The 21,661-nt window shown below is 73.7% G+C and carries 9 protein-coding genes and 3 pseudogenes; 7 read left to right on the top strand and 5 right to left on the bottom strand.

Going from position 1 to position 21,661, the window contains the following annotated elements; all coding sequences use genetic code 11:
* Window positions 1-227: 227 nt before the first annotated feature.
* Both ABD946_RS11655 and ABD946_RS11650 read right to left on the bottom strand, forming a co-directional pair.
* Window positions 228-1,577: pseudogene (locus ABD946_RS11655) on the bottom strand (PP2C family protein-serine/threonine phosphatase); the annotation flags it as partial.
* A gap of 232 nt (window positions 1,578-1,809) precedes the next feature.
* Window positions 1,810-3,183 carry an NAD(P)/FAD-dependent oxidoreductase gene (locus tag ABD946_RS11650; protein ID WP_345282675.1) on the bottom strand — a complete coding sequence of 458 codons (1,374 nt, stop codon included), beginning with the start codon at window positions 3,181-3,183 and terminating at the stop codon, window positions 1,810-1,812.
* Between the two features lie 394 nt (window positions 3,184-3,577).
* Between ABD946_RS11650 and ABD946_RS11645 the strand changes: the two genes are divergently transcribed.
* Together ABD946_RS11645 and ABD946_RS11640 are read left to right on the top strand one after the other, a co-directional pair.
* Window positions 3,578-4,423: a TetR/AcrR family transcriptional regulator gene (locus ABD946_RS11645; protein ID WP_345282673.1), complete on the top strand. Its 846-nt coding sequence runs from the start codon at window positions 3,578-3,580 to the stop codon at window positions 4,421-4,423.
* Window positions 4,424-4,713: 290 nt separating this feature from the next.
* A complete protein-coding gene (locus ABD946_RS11640) occupies window positions 4,714-6,831 on the top strand; it encodes a sigma-70 family RNA polymerase sigma factor (protein WP_345282671.1) in 2,118 nt (705 codons plus the stop codon).
* Window positions 6,832-6,864: 33 nt separating this feature from the next.
* Here the strand turns inward: ABD946_RS11640 and ABD946_RS11635 are convergent, their stop codons facing one another.
* The 3 genes from ABD946_RS11635 to ABD946_RS11625 form a co-directional block, all read right to left on the bottom strand.
* Window positions 6,865-7,548 (bottom strand): DsbA family oxidoreductase, encoded by a 684-nt coding sequence (locus ABD946_RS11635; protein ID WP_345282669.1) that lies wholly within the window; start codon window positions 7,546-7,548, stop codon window positions 6,865-6,867.
* Window positions 7,549-7,697: 149 nt separating this feature from the next.
* Window positions 7,698-8,216, bottom strand: coding sequence for a universal stress protein (locus ABD946_RS11630; RefSeq protein WP_345282667.1), 519 nt, complete (start codon window positions 8,214-8,216; stop codon window positions 7,698-7,700).
* 374 nt (window positions 8,217-8,590) lie between these two features.
* Entirely contained in the window at window positions 8,591-10,354 is a 1,764-nt protein-coding gene (locus ABD946_RS11625) for an asparagine synthase-related protein (protein ID WP_345282665.1), read from the bottom strand.
* 1,216 nt (window positions 10,355-11,570) lie between these two features.
* Between ABD946_RS11625 and ABD946_RS11620 the strand changes: the two are divergent.
* From ABD946_RS11620 to ABD946_RS11600, 5 genes and pseudogenes are all read left to right on the top strand, one after another.
* A pseudogene (locus ABD946_RS11620) lies at window positions 11,571-12,994 on the top strand (NsdA family TPR-like regulatory protein).
* Between the two features lie 246 nt (window positions 12,995-13,240).
* The gene (locus tag ABD946_RS11615; RefSeq protein ID WP_345282663.1) at window positions 13,241-14,812 is read left to right on the top strand and encodes a TROVE domain-containing protein; all 1,572 of its coding nucleotides are present in this window, start codon (window positions 13,241-13,243) and stop codon (window positions 14,810-14,812) included.
* A gap of 101 nt (window positions 14,813-14,913) precedes the next feature.
* Window positions 14,914-16,116: an L-2-hydroxyglutarate oxidase gene (gene lhgO, locus ABD946_RS11610; protein ID WP_345282662.1), complete on the top strand. Its 1,203-nt coding sequence runs from the start codon at window positions 14,914-14,916 to the stop codon at window positions 16,114-16,116.
* Window positions 16,117-16,371: 255 nt separating this feature from the next.
* Window positions 16,372-17,125: pseudogene (gene trmB, locus ABD946_RS11605) on the top strand (tRNA (guanosine(46)-N7)-methyltransferase TrmB).
* A 107-nt stretch (window positions 17,126-17,232) separates the two neighbouring features.
* Window positions 17,233-18,051, top strand: a complete 819-nt coding sequence (locus tag ABD946_RS11600) for a hypothetical protein (RefSeq protein ID WP_345282661.1) — start codon at window positions 17,233-17,235, stop codon at window positions 18,049-18,051.
* Window positions 18,052-21,661 lie beyond the last annotated feature (3,610 nt).

Genomic DNA, 21,661 nt, shown 5'->3' with positions numbered 1-21,661 from the left:
AACTCTAACCGATACCCGCCTTGTAAAGCGAATTCGGCCCGATCTTCTGAATTTGCACACGACAAATCAGACCGACCCGCGACAAGGCGCGAGCCAGTTCGAATGAGAAGTGGTGTTTCAGGAGATCGGCCACCCCGGGACCGTCCGTGCAGAGCGCGCGTCCGGTTCTCCCTGTCAGGCAGCTCGGAGAACACTAGACCTCTGCGAGGGCGACGTCAACCCGTGGCCGGAGGCCGGTCCGACGGGACCTGGAAGGCCAGGACCGCGACGTCGTCGTCGTGGTCGGTGGTGACGCCCATGGTGCGCAGCAGGCGGGCGCAGACCACGTCGGGGTTGCCGATGGCGCCGGCCAGGGTGTGGGCCAGCTGGTCGATGCCGTGGTCGATGTCCTCGTCGCGGCGTTCGACCAGGCCGTCGGTATAGAGGACGCCGGTGGTGCCGGGGAGGAGGCGGAGGGTGTGGGAGATGTGGGTGCCGCTGCCGGTGCCGAGCGGGGGACCGTTCTGTTCCTCTCCTCGCAGGACGGTGCCGTCGGGGCCGCGGAGGAGGAGGGGGAGGTGGCCGGCGGAGGCGTAGACGAGGGTGGCGGGGGCCTGGTCCCAGACGGCGTAGGTGCAGGTGGCGATCTGGTTGGCGTCGATCTCCATGGCGAGGCCGTCGAGGAGGGTCATCACCTCGTGCGGGGGGAGGTCGAGGCGGGCGTACGCGCGGACGGCGGTGCGGAGCTGGCCCATCACGGCGGCGGCGCGCAGGCCGCGGCCCATGACGTCGCCGATGACCAGGGCGGTGCGGCCGCCGCCGAGGCCGATGACGTCGTACCAGTCGCCGCCGACGGCGGCCTCGGCGCCGCCGGGTTGGTAGGTGGCGGCGACGGTGAGGCCGGCGGGCTGTTCGAGCTTCTGCGGGAGGAGGCTGCGCTGGAGGGTGACGGCGGCTTCGCGTTGGCGGCTCTCGGCTTCGCGCAGGCGGGTGGCGGCGAGGACCTGGTCGGTGACCTCGGCGGCGTAGACGAGGACGCCGACGGGGTGGCGGACCACGTCGTCGTGGGTGCCGGGGCCCTCGGGCGGGGCGAGGGGGGCCGGGCCGGCGCCGACGAGGGCGGCCGTGGCGGCGGCCGCGGCCGCCGGGTCGGTGCCGCCCTCGCTGCCGAGCGGGACGCAGGAGACGTTGTAGTAGCGGCTGCCGTCGAGGCCGATGATCCTGCGGGCCTTGACGCTGCGGGGGCGGCCGCTGCGCAGGGCCTGGTCCATCAGGGGGAGGACGCCGAGGCCGGCGAGTTCGGGGAGGGCTTCGACGGCGGGGAGGCCGGGCGGGCGGTCGCCGAAGAGCTCGCGGTAGGCGCGGTTGGCGTAGCCGAGCTGGTGGAGGGGACCGTAGGTGACGGCGACCGGGGCGGGGAGGCGGCCGAGGACGTTCCGCAGGTCGTAGAGCTCGTCGATCTCGCGCAGGTCGAGCAGGGCGCCGGGCACGCCGGGCTCGCGCGGGGCGGGCAGGTTGACCGGCTCGCCGGGCGCGGGGGGCGGGGCGGGGCGCCAGGCTGCTCCGGTGAGCCTGGCGCTCCAGCGCATGAGGTTCAAGCGAGGGCCGTTCCTTCGGGGGACCAGCTCGGCGGGTCCGCGAGTCCCCGGGCGAGTTTCTGACGGATCATCACATCGTGTGCTCGACAGGCCACTCGGCGTGATGGTCCGGACGGGCTGATCCTGTCAGGCCTGAGTGCGATTCCGGAAGTCGTACGACCATTGCGGGGTGTTTCGTCCCACCTTGTGGGACGTACTGCGGCAGGAGCCGCACCGGGCCGGTCCGTCCCGGTCACGGCTTGAAGCCCGCCTCGAACTCCGAGCGGGGGTGTTCGACCGCGCCCAGCGAGACCACTTCCCGGCTGAACAGCCCGCCGAGCAGCCAGCCCGTGAGCACCCTGATCCGCCGTTCGGTGCTGGGCAGGCCCCGCAGGTGGCGGGCCCGGTGCAGCCACCAGGCGCGGCGGCCGGTGAGCCGCCCGCCGCGGCTGGTGTGGGCGACCGCGCGGCGCAGGCCGAGCGAGGTGGAGCAGCTGACCCGGCCGGGTTGGTAGGGCGTCAGGGGACGGTCCGTCAGGGCCGCGGCCAGGTTCTCGGCCAGCAGGGTGGCCTGGGCGACGGCGTGCTGGGCGTTGGGGGCGCAGTCGGCGGGGTGGCCGAGGCGCTCGGGGGCGGTCGGGTCGGGGACGGAGGCGCAGTCGCCGGCGGCCCAGAGCGCGTTCACCGCGACTCCGTCAGGTCCGGCGCCCTGGAGGGTGGGCAGGCAGCGCACCCGGCCGTGCCGGTCGAGCGGGAGGTCGGAGTCGCGCAGCAGCGGGGCGGGGCGGACGCCGGCCGTCCAGACCAGGGTGCGGGCGCAGAAGCGGCTGCCGTCGGAGAGGCTCATCAGGCGGTCGGCGGCGGAGTCCAGGGTGGTGGCGAGGCGGACGTCGATGGAGCGCTCGCGCAGTTCGGCCAGGGTGTGGTCGGCGAGCTCGGGCGGCTCCTCGGGGAGGATCCGGTCGCGGGCCTCGACCAGGATCCAGCGCAGGTCCTCGGGCTGGAGGTTGTGGTAGCCCTTGGCGGCGTACCGGGCCATGTCCTCCAGTTCGGCGAGGGCGCCGACCCCGGCGTAGCCGGCGCCGACGAAGACGAAGGTCAGGGCGGACTGGCGGAGCTCCGGGTCGCGGGTGGTGGAGGCCAGGTCGAGCTGTTCGAGCACGTGGTTGCGCAGGGCGACCGCCTCGCCGACGGTGGCGAAGCCGAGGCCGTGCTCGGCCAGGCCGGGCACGGGGGCGGTGCGGGAGACCGAGCCGGGGGCCACCACCAGGACGTCGTACGGGAGTTCGGTGAGCTCGACGGCGCCGTCCCGGTCCACGGGGGTGAGGGTGACCCGGCGCTCGGCGTGCTCGATCCGGACCACCCGGGCGGTGAGCACCCGGCACTGGGTCAGCAGGCGGCGCAGCGGCACCACCACGTGGCGGGGGTCGACCGAGCCGGCCGCGACCTCGGCCAGCAGTGGCTGGTAGGTGAGGTACGGCCGGGGCTCCACCAGCGTGATCTCGGCCCGGCCGTCGCGGAGTTCGGCCTTGAGCAGCTGTTGCAGGCGCAGGGCGGTGGCGGTTCCGGCGCAGCCGCCGCCGACGATCAGGATCCTGATGGGGCCACCTCTTTCCGGGGTGAGCACGGGTGCGCGGCCGGGGCCCGCCCGGCCGCGTCCTCCATGACGCCCTGTCGGGTGGTGTCTTGTCCACAGGCCGTACCGGATCGGGTGGTGGAAACCGGCCGAAGAGTGGGCCGGCAGGTGGACCCCGGGTGGCCGGGATTTGCCGTCGTCCCGGCCTTTAGGTCCACTTCTGCCGCGAACTTCCTTGAACTATGGTCGGATTGTGCGTTGGGCCGGACCGGTGCCGGCCCCGTGGAGCTGTCCGACTGCAGTGGGCCCGACCGGGGAAGGTTGGTGCGGAAGTCCGCCCGATCCGGGGCGGCACCGTCCTGCTCGGGCACCGCCGTGCACCTGGGGGGTGCCCGAGCGGCCGGACTGTGTGGCGCCCGTCCGGGCGCCTTCGGGGGAGGTTGTCATGACTGATCAGGAACAACTGTTGGGGCTGCCCGTGCCACTAGCGGCGGATCGCAACCCGGCCGGAGTGGTGCCGGAGCAGCGCGGGCCGGGTGCCCGGGAGAGCTATGCCGCGCCTGACGAGCCCTCGGGCGCGGCACGGCTGCGGGTGGACGCCCGGCGGAACCTGGAGAGCGTGCTGCGCGCCGCCCGCCAGGTGTTCGGCGAGCTCGGCTACGGGGCCCCGATGGAGGAGGTCGCCCGTCGCGCCGGCGTCGGCGTGGGCACCGTCTACCGGCGCTTCCCGAGCAAGGAGGTGCTGGTCCAGCGGATCGCCGCCGAGGAGGTGGCGTGGCTGACCGCTCAGGCCAAGGAGTCGCTGTACGGCGGCTCCGGCCCCTGGGAGGCGCTGGCCGGGTACCTGTCCCGGGCGGTCGGCTCCGGCGCCGGCCGGCTGCTGCCGCCCTCGGCGTTCCGCTACGCGGAGGAGCTGGCCACCTTCCGGGACGCGGCGGAGCCGCAGGTGCCGGAGCAGCTGCGCCGCTCGGAGGGTCCCGGGGCGTACGCGGCGGAGCCGGCGGCGTACACGGCGGAGCCCGCCGGACGGCGCGCGGCCGAGCCGGCCGGGGACGCGGACCCGCGCCAGCTGCTGCACCTGTTGGCCGCGCTGGTGGCCCGGGCGGGTGCGGCGGGCGAGCTGCGGCCGGGGGTGACCGTCGCGGACGTGGTGCTGGTGCTCACCGCCGCCGTGCCGGTGCACGCCAGGGCCGCGCGCGAGGAGGGCGCCGAGCCCGCCGAGGGTCAACTCCACGACGCCCCGGCGGAGCGGCTGTTGCAGATCCTGCTGCACGGGCTGCGGGCCCGCTGAGCGGTCAACACCCGTACCGGGCGCGCGTCCTGTCGGTGGGTCCGGGGCCCGGAGGTCTTCCGGCCCCGGACCGCCGGCGGTGCCCGTACGGGTGGGTCCGGACGGCTGCGGCTTCCCGTGTCCGCTCCGCTATGCCATTCTTTGGCCGTGGTTGGAGCCATTGTCCCGTTGCGCGCCGTTCGCCCGGCCGGAGCCGCGCCCCGCGCCGGGTCGGTGCACCGGGCGGTCACCGTGCCCGGTCGTAGGGTCTCCGTGCCCGGCCGGACGGTCTCCGGGCGCACCCCGGCCCGGTGGGAGGCACGTTGAGCGCCGAGGAGCAGAACGAGCACGGCCACGGGCTCGACGCGCCCGGCCAGGTGCCGGACCAGGCCGGCGCCCCCATCCGCGAGTCACTGCCGGGCGGCCGGGCCGCCGCCGTGCCCCCGGGCCGGGTGCCCGGGCAGGCCGCCGCCGGACAGGGCGGGGTCACCCCGGAGGCCTTCATGGGCGTGCCCGGGGAACCGCCGGCCCGCCCGGTGGTGCCCGCCCCGGCCGATCCGGTCGACGGCGAACGGCCGCCCTCCGACGCCGAGTTGACCGCCATGGTGCGGGCCGGCGACGACGGCGCGTACGAGGAGATCTACCGGCGGCACGCCGACTCGGTGCGCCGCTACGCCCGGACCTGCTGCCGGGACAGCTTCACCGCCGAGGACCTGGCCGGCGAGGTCTTCGCCCGCACCCTGCAGGCCCTGCGGGCGGGCAAGGGGCCGGAGTTCGCGGTCCGCGCCTACCTGCTGACGGCCGTGCGCAACGTGGCCGCCGCCTGGGCGCGCAGCGAGCGCCGCGAGCAACTGGTCGACGACTTCAGCACGTTCGCCAAGACCTCGGCCGCCACCATCGACCTGGACCTGGCCGACCCGGGCGCGGACGCCTGGGCGATGGCGATGGCCGACCAGCGGATGGTGATGCAGGCCTACGCCGAACTCCCCGAGGACGACCGGGTGGTGCTCTGGCACACCGAGGTCGAGCGGGAGTCGCCGAAGACCGTCGCGGTGATGCTCGGCAAGACCGCCAACGCCACCGCCGTCCAGGCCCACCGGGCCCGGGACCGGCTGGCCGCCGCCTTCCTCCAGGCCCATGTGTCGGACAGTCAGGACCGGGACTGCGAGGCCTACGCCAACCGGCTCGGCGCGTACGCGCGCGGTTCGCTGCGCAAGCGTGCCTCGGCCGAGGTCGGCCGGCACGTCCAGGAGTGCGACCGCTGCACGGCCGCGTACCTGGAGCTGACCGAGATCAACACCGGCCTGCGGGCGCTCCTGCCCGGGGGTGTGCTGGTCTGGGTCGGGGCCGGGTACTTCACCGCTGCCGCCGCCGCGATGGGGCTCGGCGCGGTCGGTGCCGGGGCGGTGGCGGGGGCCACCGCGGCCGGGAGCGGAGCGACGGCGGGCGGAGCGACCGCGGGCGCGGGTGCGGGAGCCGGTGCGGGAGCCGGCGGAGGGTCCTCCGGTGCCGGGGCGGTGGCCGGCGAGGGGCTGGGGACGGCCGCCAAGGCCGGGATCGCGGCCGGGATCGCCGTGGTCGCGGCGGCGGTGGCCGCGTACGCCTTCACCGGCACGCCCGCGCCCAGGCACCCGGCGGCCGCACCGGCCGTCTCGGCCCCTGCGGCACCGCCGTCGGCGGCCGCCGCACCGAAGCCGGTGCCGGCCCCGCCGACTCCGACGCCCACGCCGGAACCCCCGGAGGAGCCGACGCCGACGCCCGCCCGCCCGACGCCCGCTCCGGTGCGGCCGGCAGCCTCGCCCTCCCCGTCACCGACGCCTTCGCCGAGTCCGAGCCCGAGCCCCACACCCAGCCGGACGCCGGAGCGGCCCGCGCCGACGCCGACCCCGCCGGAACCGCCGGTGGTCACCCCACCGCCGACGCCCACCCCGCCGACGGTGCCGAAGCCGACCCCGTCGCCCACCCCGACCCCGCCCGAGATCGTCGACTTCTGGGCCGACGACCTGCCGTTCGGCCCGCAGGGCGGTCACCGTGACCCGCCGCCGACCCCGACGATCCGCCGCGGCGGCGGCTGGGTCTGGCAGCGCACCGGCCTGTGGATCGGCGGCACCCGCTACCAGCGCGGGCTGAGCGCCCGGGTGCCCTCGCAGACGACGGTGGACCTGAACCGGTCCTGCACCTCGTTCCGTGCGGTGGCCGGGCTGGACGACGGCGGCCTGCGGTTCGGCACGGTCCGCCTCTCGGTCGAGGGCGGGGACGGCACGGTGCTCTGGCGCTCCGGCCCGCTGACCCCGGGCGGCCGGGCCGTGCCCGTGACCGCCGACCTCACCGGGCAGCGCTCGTTCCGCCTGGTCGCCCGGCCGGAGTCCGGGGGCTGGGGTCTGATCGACCTGGCCAGCTGGGCGGATGCCCGGATCAGCTGTAGCTGATCCGGGCATCCGGGGCCGCCGCTTGACGGATGGTCAGACCGCGCAGCTGTCGTCGTCGCAGACGGGGGCCGCGGGGGTCTCGGCGGCGGTCTCGGCGGCGACCTGCTCCAGGACGCGCAGGAAGGTCTCGGCCTCCTGGCCGCCCTGGACCGCCCACTTGCCCTCGAAGACGAAGGTCGGCACGGCGGTGATGCCGAGCTCACGGCCCTCGGCGATCTGCGCCCGGACCTCCTCGGCGCCCTCGTCCCCGGCCAGGTAGCCGGCCACCCGCTCGCGGTCCAGGCCGGCGGCGGCCGCGATGTCGGTGAGCGCCGCGCGGTCGCCGACGTCCACGCCGTCGCTGAAGTGCGCCTTGAGCAGGGCCTCCTTGAGCACGCCCTGCACCTCGGGGCCGTACTCGGTCTCGGCCAGGTGCAGCAGCCGGTGGCCGAGGAGGGTGTTGGCGTGCAGCGCGGTGGCGAAGTCGAAGGTGATCCCCTCGGTCCTCCCCAGCTCGGTCACCCGGGCGTCCATCGCCACGGACTGCGGGCCGTAGCGCTCGGCCAGCCACTCGCGGTGCGAGGAGGCGGTCTCGGGAGCGTCCGGCACCAGCTGGTACGGCCGGTAGACGACCTCGACGCCGTCCTTGCCCTCGAAGCGGTCCAGCGCCTGCTCGAAGCGACGCTTGCCGACGAAGCACCACGGGCACGCGATGTCCGACCAGATCTCGACCTTCATGACTCTCCTGCTGCTCCGGGTGTTCGGGGGACGGAAAGGTGAACTATCAACCAAGCTGTCCTGATTCCCGGGCGGATGGAGGGGTGCTGTGACGGCCCTCACCGCGGTGGGGCCCGTCATGGGGCGGTCCGGCGGTGGTCGGAGGGCGGTCAGACGGCGGGCGGGGCCGGGACCACCAGGACCGGGCAGGCGGCGTGGTGGACGGCGGCGGTGCTGACCGAACCGAGGAGCAGGCGGCTGAAGCCACCGTTGCCCCGGGTGCCGACCACCAGGGTGTGCTGGCCGCGGGTGCAGCGGAGCAGGACCTCGACGACGTTGCCGAGCACCACGTGCAGGGAGAGCGGGCCCTGGAAGGGGCGGCCGCGGGTGGACTCGACGGTGGCGACCGAGCGGCGCAGACCGTCGGCCATGCTGGCCGAGAGGCGCTCGATGCTCTCCTGCACCAGCTCGATCATCCCCGGCGGGTAGCCGGTCGGGGACGGGTTGACCACCGCCAGCACGTACAGCGGCAGGCCGTACAGCTCCGCCTCGCCCATCGCCCGGTCGAGCGCCCAGAGCGAGCCGTCCGAACCGTCGCACGCCGCCAGCACCCCGGGCGGACCACCGACGGGCTCCTCCTCGGACACCGGCAGACTCTCGGGGGCCGTCACCTGCTCCGCACTCGACACTCCCCCATGATGGCCCGTCAGGCTCCCGAACCCGGGCAGACGCGGCTGCGGCCCCCGGGCCCGAAGGGCCACCTGGGAGCACGGGGAACTGCACACAAGGGAACGGCAGCACGTGCAACCGGCTGACGTGCCCCCAGTTGCCGGTAGGCCGCCTTCCGATTCGCGCAGTTCCCCGCGCCCCTGCGGGGCGCTTCGCGGCGCAGCCCAGGACGGTGCGCGGGACCGGGGCCCGAAGGGCCACCTGGGGGCGCGGGGAACTGCGCGCAGGGGAACGGCAGCACGTGCAACTGGCTCGACTGCCCCGACCTCACACTGGTCCGCCTTCCGGACTCGCGCAGTTCCTCGCGCCCCCGGGCGCTTGTCCTGCCGCCTCTTCAGCTCAGGCGGGGCGGGCCAGGGCCGGGCGGGGCGGGGTGGGGAGTCCGGTCCAGGCGGAGCCGTGGCGGCGGGCGTGGATGCGGCGGAGCCAGAGTTCGGTGGAGACCAGTTCGGCGAGGCCGGCGACGGTGTCGGGCGGGAGCTCGGTGGCGCGGGGGCCCAGGGAGGCGAGGGCGGTGTGGACGGCGGGGAGGTCGATCAGGCCGGCCTCGGCGAGGAGCGGGGCGCGGAAGAGTGCGGTGAGCCCGTCCGCGGCGAGGTGGAGTCCGGCGAGGTCCGCCGTGGTGCGGTCGGGGTGGGGACCCCAGCCGGGGGGGAAGGTCGGCGCTGGTCGCTCCGGCCAGGACGGCGCGCAGCAGGGCGTGCCGGGCGCCGGGCTGGAGGCGGGTCTCGTCGGGGAGCAGGCGGGCGGCCCGGACCACCTGGTTGTCCAGGAAGGGGGCGTGCAGGCGCTGGCCCTGCTGTTCGGCGGCGTGCAGCAGGGTGCGGTACTCGGCCGCGTGCCGGTGCAGGGCCTGCCGGGCCCGGCGGGCGCCGGGCGGTTCGGCGGGGGCGGGGCCACGGGCGGCCAGCCGGAGCCGGAGGGCGACGGCGGAGAGGGCGTCGTCGGAGAGCCAGCGGGCGGCCGGGCCGGGGACGCACCAGGCCAGTTCGGCGGTCGACCGTTCGCCGGGGCCGCCCCCGGCCGTCCGGTGACGGGCCGTCAACCGGACCGCGGCGTCGTCCAGGGCCTCCGCGTACCGGGCGCGGGCCAGCCGGTGGGCGGCGCGCCAGACCGTCAGGGGCGTGCGCAGGGTGCCGAACGCGCCGGTGGCCGCCGCCCGTTCGGCCCCGGCCAGCGCGGCCACCGGTGCGGCCAGCCGCCGGGCCCGTCCGGCCCTGACCAGGTCAGCCAGTCGGGCCGGATGACCGTCGAGCACTTGGCGGGCCCCGTAGCCGGTGAGGTGGTCGGCGCCGCCCGCCTCGAAGCGGTGGCCCAGCCGGGCGGCGGCGACCAGGGCGGTGCCGGGCTCGTCGGTGAGCGGCCCGGGCGGCGGCGCATCGACGCCGGAGAGCGCGGCCAGCTCCGCGTAGGGGAGCGGGGAGGGCACCAACAGCTGCCGCAGCCGCGGCAGTTCCAGCTCGGCGCCGGGCGGGACCTCCTCGGGGAGGGTCACCGCGGTGAGGCGCTCGGGTGCCGCCGGGCCCGGGCGGCGGCCCGCCGGGCGGGCCCAGGAGCCCTTGACCGCACCGTTCCTGGGCGCGGGGGCCTCGTCGTCACGGCCCTCGTCCTGACGGGGCGGCGGCCCCTCCGGGCCCGGGGCGATCGGCACGGCGGCGGCCAGCAGCGCCACGGTGGCCGAACCGGTGCCGTACGAGAGGTCCGCCCCGAGCCGGGGCCGGCCGGTGCCGCCCCGGGAGGCGCGGACCCGGCAGCGCACCGACTCCAGCAGCGCGCGGGTCAACTCCCTGACCGCAGGGGCTTCCTCACGCGGGGTCGGTGCGCCGCCCCGCTCCGGCTCGTAGCCGGAGACGTGCGCCCTTCCGTTGCGGATCCCGAGCAGATGACCGGGCGGCACCTTCCGCACCCCGCGGTACGGCGTGGACTCGCCGAGCACCTCGGGGGACTCCGGGCAGGCCAGCCGGGCCGCGAGGTGGCCGGTGTCCAGCGGCGCACCCACCAGGTCGGCCAGCGGGAGGGCGGCGGTGGCGTAGGCGGTGCCGCCCTCGTACGGGGTGTGGAAGACCGGCAGGACGCCGGCCAGGTCGGTGAGCAGCACGGTGGAGCGGGGGGCCGGTGCGGAGCACCGCCGTGTAGCTGCCGGGCCAGGTGGTGAGGTGGTGGACGGCGCCGCCCCGGGCGGTGGCGAGGCCGGCGGCGAGCTCGGCGTCGGAGGCACCGCAGCGGCCGAGGACGGCGAGGCGGACGGTGCCGGGCGGCTCCGCCGCGGGGTCCGCGGGCGGCGGGCCGGTGGTGACCACGGCCGGGGCCCCGGGGCGCAGCGTCACCAGCCGGATCTCGTCCGGGCGCCAGTCACCCACCGCCCAGAGCGGACTGACGCCGGGCCAGAGCACGGTGGCGGCGATCGGTCGCACCTCTCCGATCCCCGGCCCGGGCGAGCTCCCGCACCATCCCGTGAGCCACCGCATCGCGCCTCCCGCCAGCCCGAAGCCTCCGGAGGCCATCGTGCCACCATCTCCCCACGGGATCACGGGACTTGCGGCAGTAGACGGACCGTCAGGAACGCTCCGACCCGGGAGGGCGGCGCCTCTGGGCCGAAGGCCCCGGGGGCGCGAGGAACTGCGCGAGTACGGAAGGCGGGCCAGCGCCAGATCGGGGCAGGCGAGCCAGTTGCACGTGCTGCCGTTCCCCAGCGCGCAGTTCCCCGCGCCCCTGATGGCCCTCCGGGCCACCGGGTCGCTGCCCTGCCGGGCCGGAGCGCGGACGGACCGGGCCTTCCCCTCCGGGGCCCGGGCCGTCCGTTGACGTGGGCATCGCGGAATGGCCGAAATGCGTCACCCCGCCCGGGAGGGCATCCGCATGCCCTCCCGGACCCCACCCCCGCCCGCGGGGATGTCGGCGGAGGTGTCCCCCGGCCCGCCGGGTCCTCGACGACGGGCCGACCCACAGCCCCCAGCGAATCGCCGACCAGCCCATCGGGCCAGGGGGCACAGCCGGGCGCACGTCTGCACCGGACCGGAGCACGCCCGTCCGGCACGACCCCGTGGAGGCTGCGGCGCCCGCGCACCACCCCCCGCGCGACCCGTAGAGCGGCACACGATCCCGCCATCCGGAATCCGGACTCTTAACCCTCGGAACCCGGACGACTACGCTAGGTGGTGCAAGCAGTGGCTCGCGCCGGACGCCGTCGGCGGGCACGCCACCCCGTCCGCCACCCACCCACGGCCTCCGCGCCGTTCACGATCAAGCCACCGTGCACGGGCGCGCTCACTCCGCAGACCCGCCGCACCGCGCCAGGGGGTGCCGCCGCCACCATGACCGCCAGTTCACGAGGGCCGAACGAGCGGCTCGGCACGCTCCTCACCGTCGCCCAGATCAGCAACGCCGGCCTGGCCAGGAGGGTCAACGACCTGGGCGCGCAGCGGGGTCTGACACTCCGTTACGACAAGACCTCGGTGGCCCGCTGGGTCAGCAAGGGCATGATCCCGCAGGGGCCGGTACCGCACCTGATCGCCACCGCGATCGGCTCCAAGCTGGGCCGCCCGGTGCCGCTGGACGAGATCGGGCTGGGCGACACCGACCCGGCGCCGGAGCTCGGCCTGGCGTTCCCGCGCGACGTGCCGGAGGCGGTGCGGTCGGCGACCGACCTGTGGCGGGTGGACCTGGAGCTGCGCCGGGGCCCCGGCGGCGGGCGGTGGAGCGACAGCCTGGCCGGGACCTTCTCGGTCTCGGCGTACGCGACGCCGGTCTCCCGGTGGCTGATCACCCCGGCCGACGGTTCGGTCGCCCGGGAGGCCGGGGTGGCCGACCCGAGCGGGTACCGGGTGGGGCACTCGGGACGCGGCCAAGCTGCGCGAGGCGGCCCAGGAGGCCCGGCGCTGGGACTCCAAGTACGGCGGCGGGGGACTGGCGTTCCTCGATGGTGCCGGAGTGCCTGCGGGTGGAGGCGGCGCCGCTGCTGCTCGGCTCGTACAGCGACGCGGTGGGCCGGGCGCTGTTCGGCGCGACGGCCGAACTGACCCGGCTGGCCGGGTGGATGGCCTTCGACACCGGGCAGCACGAGGCGGCCCAGCGGTACTACATCCAGGCCCTGCGGCTGGCCCGGGCCGCCGCCGACGTGCCGCTCGGCGGCTACGTGCTGGCCTCGATGAGCCTTCAGGCCTGCTACCGCGGCTTCGCGGAGGAGGCGGTCGACCTCGCCCAGGCCGCGCTGGAGCGCAACCGGGGGCTGGCCACCGCGCGCACCATGAGCTTCTTCCACCTGGTGGAGGCCCGCGCGCACGCCCGGAACGGGAACGCCGCCGCCTGCGCGGGGGCGCTCTCCGCCGCCGAGAGCGCCCTGGAGCGCGCGCGGGCGGGCGACTCCGATCCGGCCTGGATCGACTTCTACGCCTACGACCGGCTGGCCGCCGACGCCGCCGAGTGCTTCCGGGACCTGGGCGAGCTGTCGAAGGTCCGTCAGTTCACCCGCGAGGCGCTGGCCCGGCCGACCGAGGGGTTCGTCCGCTCGCACGGCTTACGCCTGATCGTCTCCGCGATGGCCGAGGCCGAGGCCGGCGACCTGGACGCGGCGGTGGCCGCCGGCGAACGGGCGGTGGACGTGGCCGGCCGGATCTCCTCGCAGCGCAGCCGGGAGTACGTGCTGGAGCTGCTCCGCCGCCTGGAGCCGCACCAGGAGGAACGCCGGGTCCGCGAACTCACCGAACGGGCCCGCCTGATGCTGGTCGCCCCGGCGTAAATCCACGTGCCCCCTCCCGCGCCGCCCGGTTAGTCTCGTCCTCGTCCAGGTGCGCAGGTGGGGGCTACTTCGGCTCTGTGGGTCGCGGGTTCGAATCCCGCTGCCGCTCCGGCGGTGTAGCTCAGTTCGGGAGAGCAACAGCAACGCCTCCGCCGCTCTTGTCCTCTGGACGCTCTCGTCACCTCGGGGTGCCCGCACCGGGCGCCCCGAGGTGTTTCCGTCTCCGAGCGAGTGAGGATGTCCAGCATGTCCCGGTTCAACCTCCGGCGGCCCTCGGTGCCGCGCCGCGGTCCGGCTTCGGCGGTGACCGGCACGGGGCAGGTGACGACCAATCACAACGGCGGCACCGGGCACCTCCGGGACGCCCGCTCCGAGCTCTTCCTGCTCGCGGTGGCCAACCTGGTCGGCCAGCGCTCGTTCTACGAGCAGGCCGCCGACCGGGACGACCGCTACTCCCTGTTGGTCCGCCGGCTGGCGGTCAGCGATCCGGAGTGGACCCTGGCCCTGCTCCGCTGGCTCCGCTACGGGGCCGGGCTGCGCACCGCCGCCCTGGTCGGCGCCGCCGAGTTCACCCGGGCCCGCCTCGACGCCGGGGCGCCCGGCTTCTCCCGGCAGGTGGTCGAGACCGTGCTGCGCCGGGCGGACGAGCCGGGCGAGCTGCTGGCGTACTGGACCTCCCGCTACGGCCGGGCCCTGCCCAAGCCGCTGAAGCGCGGCGTGGCCGACGCCGTCCGCCGCCTCTACACCGCCCCGGCCCTGCTCAAGTACGACACCGCGGCCAAGGGCTACCGCTTCGGCGACGTGCTGGAGTTGACCCACCCCGTGCCCGACCCGCAGCGGCCGGGTCAGTCCGAGCTGTTCCGCTACGCGCTGGACCGCCGGCACCGCCCGGAGAGCGCCGAGCCGCCCGCCGGGATCGAACTGCTGTGCGCCCACGACGAGTTGGCGCGGGTGCCGGTGGAGCAGCGGCGCGCCCTGGTGACCGCCCCCGGCGGGGCGGAGCGGCTGGCCGCGGCCGGGATGACCTGGGAGGCGCTGGCCGGCTGGCTGCAGGGCCCGCTGGACGCGGCGGTCTGGGAGGCCGTCATCCCGTCCATGGGCCCGATGGCGCTGGTCCGCAACCTGCGCAACTTCGACCGGGCGGGCATCGGCGAGCAGGCCGCCGCCGAGGTGGCCCGGCGGATCTCCGACCCGGAGGAGGTGCGGCGCTCCCGGCAGTTCCCGTTCCGCTACCTGGCCGCGTACCGGCACGCCGCCGAGTCCCGCTGGGGCACCGCGCTGGAGACCGCGCTCGGCCACTCGCTGGCCAACGTCCCCGCGCTGCCCGGCCGGACGCTGGTCCTGGTGGACCGCTCGGGCTCGATGTTCGACCGGCTCAGCGAGCGCACCGAGCTCAACCGGGCCGACTCCGCCGCGCTGTTCGGCACCGCCCTGGCGCTCCGCGCCGAGCGGGCCGACCTGGTCGAGTTCGGCTCCGGCCACCAGCGGGTCGAGCACTCCCCCGGCGAGGGCGTGCTCCGGATCATGGACCGCTTCGGCTGGCTGGGCGGCACCGAGACCGCCGCGGCCGTCCGGGACAACTACCGGGGCCACGACCGGGTGGTGATCCTGACGGACGAGCAGGCCGCCCGCGGCGACGTGCTCGCCGCCGTGCCCGCCGAAGTCCCGGTCTACACCTGGAACCTGGCCGGGTACGCCACCGGCTACGCCCCGTCCGGCGGCGGCGCCCGGCACGTCTTCGGCGGCCTCTCGGACGCCGCCTTCGGCCTGATCCCGCTCTTGGAGCGAGGCCGGGACACGGGCTGGCCCTGGGAGTAGTGCCCGCCCCCGGCGGGGTTTGCCCGACGGGGCACACTCCGCCGGGGCAGGCACTAGGTTGACTGCTCGTCGGCTGGGATGCGGGACCGAGGGGCGGGTTCATGGGCGAGAAGTACGACGTCGTGGTGGTGGGCGGGGGGATCGTCGGGCTCTCCACCGCGTACGCGCTGACCGCGGCGCGGCCGGGCGTGCGGGTCGCGCTGCTGGAGAAGGAGCCGGAGTTCGCCGCCCACCAGACCGGACGCAACAGCGGGGTCATCCACAGCGGCGTCTACTACAAGCCCGGCTCCCTGAAGGCGAGGTACGCCACCGAGGGCGCGAGCGCGATGGTGGAGTTCTGCCGCGAGCAGGGCATCGCGCACGAGGTCACCGGCAAGCTGATCGTGGCCACTCGGGCCGACGAACTCCCCCGGCTGGCCGCCCTGGCCGAACGCGGCCGGGCCAACGGCATCCCCGTCGCCGAGCTCGACCGGGCCGGCATCGCGGAGCACGAGCCCGAGGTCACCGGCCTGGCCGGCCTGCACATCGGCACCACCGGCATCTGCGACTTCCCCGCGGTGGCCCGCCGCTACGCCGAACTGGCCGCCAAGGGCGGGGCCGAGCTGCTCACCTCCACCCCGCTCACCCTGGTGCACCGCCGGGCCGACGGCCTCACCCTGCACGCGGGCGGCCGCGAGCTGCACTGCGAGGTGCTGGTCAACTGCGCCGGCCTGCACAGCGACCGGATCGCCCGGCTGGCCGGGGACGAGCCGGGCGTGCGGATCGTCCCCTTCCGCGGCGAGTACTACGAACTCACCGAGCAGCGCCGGTCGTTGGTGCGGGGCCTGGTCTACCCGGTACCGGACCCGGCCTTCCCGTTCCTCGGCGTCCACCTCACCCGGGGCGTCCACGGCGACGTCCACGTCGGCCCGAACGCGGTGCCGGCGCTGGCCCGCGAGGGCTACGACTGGCGCACCGTCAGCCTCCCCGACCTGGCCGAGACCGCCCGCTTCCCCGGCACCTGGAAGATCGCCCGGCGGCACTGGCGCTACGAGCTCGGCGAACTGCACCGCTCGCTCTCCAAGAAGGCCTTCACCACCGCCGTCCAGCGGCTGCTCCCCGCCGTCACCGCCGCCGACCTGGTCCCCGCCACCGCCGGCGTCCGCGCCCAGGCCGTCGCCCCGGACGGCACCCTCCTCGACGACTTCGCCTTCGCCGGCTCCGGCCGCACCGTCCACGTCCTCAACGCACCCTCGCCCGCGGCGACCGCTTCGCTCCCGATCGGCCGCGAAATCGCCGCACGGGCACTCGCCGCCCTGCCGTAGGTGGTTCCACCGGGGGCGCGGGGAACTGCGCGAGTACGGAAGGCGGACCAGCGTGAGATCAGGGCAGGCGAGCCAGTTGCACGTGCTGCTGTTCCCCCGCGCGCAGTTCCTCGCGCCCCTGAGGCTCCTCCCGTGTGCCCCGGCTCACCCGAGTGGGTGTCCTAGACTCGGGTGATTGTGACTGCCACCGCCCCCGCACCCCAGAGCTCCCCGTCCGCGCGCCTGTCGGCCGCCCCGGCCGGCTACCCCGCGCCGATGTACCCGCACCGGGCCACCGAGGAGCAGCACCGCGAACACCGCATCCGCAGCTTCCAGCCCCGCCGGGGCCGGATGACCCCCGCGCAGGCGGGAGCGCTGGACCGCGGCTGGGAGCGGTACGGGCTGGCGATCGACGGGACTCCGCTGGACCTGCGGGAGCTGTTCGGCGGGCTGCCGGTCACCCTGGAGATCGGCTTCGGGATGGGCGAGACCACGGCCGCGATGGCCGCCGCCGACCCGGGCACGGGGATCCTGGCGGCCGACGTGCACACCCCGGGCCACGGGAACCTGCTGCAGCTGCTGGAGCCGCAACGGTTCGCAGAACGTCCGCCTGGCGGCCGGCGACGCGGTGATCCTGCTGCGCGACATGCTGCCGGACGCCTCGCTGGCCGGTCTGCGGGTGTACTTCGCCGACCCGTGGCCGAAGCCGAAGCACCACAAGCGCCGCCTGGTCCAGCAGTCCTTCCTTGAGCTGGTCCTGCCGCGGCTGGCACCGGGTGCGCTGGTGCACTGCGCCACCGACTGGGAGCCGTACGCCGAGCAGATGCTGGCCGTGCTGTCGGCCTCGCCCGAGCTGGAGAACCTGCACCCGGAGGGCGACGGGACCGGCTGGCTGGAGCCGGCGGAGCACCCGGCGGGTTCGGTGCCCGGCTACGCGCCGCGGCCCGAGTGGCGGCCGGTGACCAAGTTCGAGCGGGCCGGGATCGCCAAGGGCCACGTGGTGCACGACCTGCTGTTCCGCCGCCGCTGAGCCCCGGGGTGACGGGGGCCTGACGCCGTATCACGGCGCTCCGCCTCGGATGCCCGGTTGCCCGGAGCCCTCCCCGAGCGGTGGGTGGTTCCCCTACCCTGTGCCGGGTGAGCAGTCCGCCCAGTGGCGGCCCGCCCCGGCCCGCGGCTCCGGCCGGGGGCAGCGCCGCCACCGCCGATCCGCTCCCGTCCACCGCCGGCCCCGCGACCATCCCGGGGCCCCGGGTGCGGCGGGTCGGCCTGCTGTTGCCCTGGTACCCCTACGTGCGGGCCGAGCAGCTGCTGCGACGGGCCCGGGCGCTGCGCTACCCGGCGCTCTCCTCGGCCCTGGCCGCGTTTCGCGCTGGCCGGGTGCGGGGTGCTGATCCTGCGGCTGGTGCACCGGCAGACCGGGACCACCGGGCTGCTGGTCGGGCTGGGGCTGGGCGCTGCTGCCCGCTGCCCTTCGTGCTGGGGGCACTGGCCTGGCTCAACCAGACCGCGCGGGTGCCGCTGCGGCACACCCTGTTCTGCCTGGCCTGGGGCGCCTGTGCGGCCACCACGGTGGCGCTGCTGGCCAACGGCTGGGCCGGGGACTTCCTGATCGCCCGTCAGGGCAGCGTCCGGGGCGAGACCCTGCTGGCCGACGTGGCCACCACCGTTGATCGAGGAGGCGGCCAAGGGCGCGGCGCTGGCGATGCTGCTGCTGCCGGTGCGCAGGCGGCTGCGCTGCCACGTGGAGCGGACCTGCGCGGTGCTGGCCCGGCGGACCCACCTGCCCGCCCGGCGGGTGGCCCGGGTGGTCCGGGTGCTGCGCCCGTACCGGCGGCCCGAGTTCCGGCCCCGGCTGCGGCCGGCCTACTTCCGCCGTCCGGTGCGGACCGGCGCGGCGGCGGGCCCGGTCAAGCCCGCGCACGCTGGCCGCCGGGGTGGTGCTGGGCGGGGTGACGGCCTGCGGCTTTCGCCTTCACCGAGAACGCCTCTCTACCTGTGGCCGGGCGCTTTCTGCCGACTGACCTCAGACGCGGCTGGACAGCATCGGCTGGTGCGCCGAACCGAGCCTGCGGGACTACTCTCCACCCACCCGTGCACCTACCTTCGTGCTTGCGCGGCCTGCTCTCCGCTCCCTTTCGCCCACCCGCTGTTTCACGCCGGCGCTGACCGTGCTGGGCATATTCGCGCATCGCCCTTGACCACCGGTCCTGCCGCTGGGCGGCCCGCTGGCCGCTGCCGTGGGGTTGGTTAGCCTTCTGCTCTTTCTGATTCGCTGCAGGCGGGCGCTCTGGAACGCGTTCTGCTGGGCGCGAATGGAGCACGCACCCAGTTGCTATTATTATCCTTCTGTGTATTTCGTCTGCTGATTGGTGCCCCTCCGGGCTGCATGCGGCACAGCGCTGCGTCTTGTATCGCGCTCGTTGGAGTGGTCTCGCGGTACCCGGGCACGTATCTCCGGCCCCTTAAGGGGGATGTCATGCGGGCCGAACCGCCGGTGTAGATAGCCTGCTTTGTTGCATCGTAAGCAGCAGGCTCTTCTACTTGTACTGTTTGTGGGTTGTTCAACACCGACGCGGGGTTGAGCCTCGGTATCATCTGCGCTGTGGCTCCTTAACCCATAGGGTTCCCATTTTTTCTGATAATCCTGTACTCTCGTGCGTGTATGCTGCGTAGCACGTGATAGTGCCTCAGGCAGATCGCATCGTTCTGCCTCCAAGGGCCTATCTCGCCCGTTTCTCCAGGTCTGATTAATACCCCGGTTGTGTCCTCCCGTGAACCCTCCTGCCTTACGAGTGGCCGCACATTCTGTGATAGAGGTGTCCTGAGTGAGTTCTTGTCGCAGGATGCGTGTGTGTGGGCTGCTCGCGAGAAGCGCTCCCTGCCTGCGACAGGTGCCCGTAGGCGTAAGACTCCGGCTTCGGCGGGTACGAATTCCCAGCAAGTATTGTGGCTACTTGCCGGCCGTGTTGCTCACTCGTACCAGTCCCCTGGGTGTAGCCAGTCACCGTTCCACTGTTCCCACCCAGCCGGGTGCGGTCGGCGCGGAGCACGGTCCCGGCCGTCCTGCGGTTTCTCCTGCGGCGTATCCGGTGCCCGTCGCGACGCGCGGTCCGACGTCGACTTGCCTAGTAAGGTACCTGTGCACGCTGACTTCTGCTTCCTGGTTTTCGTGGTGTGCGGACTGTTGGATCCGTGCTAGTACAGTTCCGCTCTTATCTTCGGGAAGGGGTAGGGCGCGGTGACCTGCACAAGGACAGGCCGTGGCGTAAAGGTGTCTGTCGGGATGGTGGGCCTCCCGTTGTGGTGGTGATGTGTTATGCAGTCGGACGGCGCTGTGCTCGTTGCTGGTGTCGGCCCTTGCGGCGGCGTTGGGCTGGTTAAGTGTGCCCGTAATTCTCGGCTTCGTGTGTCCTGGTGTCGGAGTGGTGCTCGGGGTGTTGTGGCTTCCTGTATCATTTCTCATAGTCCTCGCGGCTGTGACGTTGTACATTTTCTGAGACGTTGTGGCGGCGCTTCGACCTTATGCCGTGACGCATGATCGCTCACCTCGTGACGGCAGTTATACTCTCCTGCACTCCAATCTCTGTGGCAGGTCTGCCGACCTGTGCTGCCAAGATCCTGCTGGTCTGTCGGTGCCTGGATGTACCAATGTCGGCTCGTGGCTGCCGGCCTGCTCCCGAGCTCGGCCACGTCCGCTTGTCCACGGTGGTCGGAACGGCCCCGTCGCCCACGTGTCCTACGCCTGCGGCGATCTGAGGTGTACAGTTCAGCGGGTGATCTGCTGTCATCAATCGGCTTGCTGCTGACGAACCGATATATGGGCGCTCTGCGGCTTGGCCGCATTCGGGTCGCTCTCACAGCTCATGAACCGTGGGGCCAGAACCCTGGACCGAACTTCGGTCCGTCCCGCCTCCGTGAGTTCGGCCAGGTGCGCCCTGTGAGCGTGACACGTGATGCAACAACCGACGGCCTGAGGTGGATGAAGCGTCTTCGCCTAGACCTGCAGTTTACCGATGGGGCCTCCTAGGTCCTATATTCGGGGTTGAGCATCTGGCCCTGCTCCTAGGTGCGCCCCGGACCCGTAGAACTACTCACCTGATCCTGCGTGTGCGTGTGAGGTCCGCTCAGGTTCTGTACCGCGCCGGTACGTTGGCTGGTGCTTGCCTAGGATTCTGCTGGCTTCCCAATATGCGGCTGGTTGAGCTATCGGCGGGGTTGTGTGCTGCCAGGTGGTATGGTTCATGCGGCGGGACGCTTGCGGTCGCGTGGTTAGGAGCACAAGATTCCAACGCCAAAAAAAAAAAGAAGTGGTAGGGCGTTGCCGCCGGATTCGCGGCGGCGAGTGGTGGCGGTGAGGCTCAGAGATTCCGTTGAGCTTGCCTTCGCGGTGGAGATGGCGGTGCCCCGTAAGGGGCGTGTTGACCCGGTTAGTGTCTGCTCTGTGAAAGTTCCGCTCGATGGTGGCGTTCATTTTTTCGTGGGTAATTGTATTTTGCTGGCTGGCGTGCGGCGTGCAACCGGCGTTTGCGTACCGGAGGTGCTCGCGGTATGCGCGGGTGCTGCCTGCGGTTGTGACCTTTTCCGCAGTCTGAGGCGCTTTGGTGTGGACGCCGAGTCACGGTACTTGGGCGGAGCGCCGAGCGTCAGGGTCGCGGTAAGGATCGCCCGGCGAGAAGTATTGAGCCACTATACGTTTCACGGGTGGCGGCCGGTCCCTCGAGGGGCGGGTGGAATCGCAGCACCTCGGGGATGACCGATCCGGGTGCTGTCGACCTAGGTTGCGGGCTTCCTGAAGTTGTGCTGTGTGGTAGGTGCGGGCTAGTGGGGCGTGGGCGGCTCCGTTCGGTGCGAGTCATCGGTGTATCGTACGCGGGACCTTCTGGCCGTGCTTCTCCGTGCGAGTGACCCTTGGACCTGAGTTGTACCCAGCAGGGCCGAAACGTCCACCTTTCCTCGCTCGGGGCGGTTAAGAGTTTCGGGGTTAGCGATGAAGTAGCATGGTAGGTGTTTAAAGCTCATGCTGAAAGCGCGAAGTGCCGTCGGCGAAGGGGATTGCCATGGGGCTATTGTAATGGTTACATCTGGCCACGTCATGTTCGGCTCGGGGGTGGGGCGGGCGTGGCGGTCGGCGGTATAGAGGGCGTGGGCGCGGTCCCTATCATGCGTCCGGGTTACGCTTCCGTCGGGCGGGAGGCCCTGTGCGAGGCAATGGTAGACTTGCGTGTGTGCGGTCATCTCCTCCGGGCGTTCGTCATACCGGTGCGTGCGGCGCCTGGTATGCGGATGGCGGGCTCAGGGTTTGTGGCGGGGTGGCGGTGTTAGGGGTCCGGGTCGGATCCTGCGATGACGGTGAACGGGGCGTGCCGCGGAGTGGTCGCGTCGGCTCCTTTCGTGTCCGCGAGTACCGGTGCCGGTTTGTGTGGATTGTGCTCGTGGTGCCTCGGTGAGTACATTACTCCATGTGATAGCGGGCCCGGGAGGGCGGCGCAGGCGAGAGCTGGGTGAGGCCGAACCAGGGCGTCATGTACTACTCGAGGGGCGGGGGCTGACGAGGGGGGTATAA

The sequence above is a fragment of the Kitasatospora albolonga genome (assembly GCF_039535905.1).
Taxonomy (GTDB): Bacteria; Actinomycetota; Actinomycetes; order Streptomycetales; family Streptomycetaceae; genus Kitasatospora; species Kitasatospora albolonga.
This window is presented reverse-complemented; position numbering and strand designations above follow the sequence as displayed.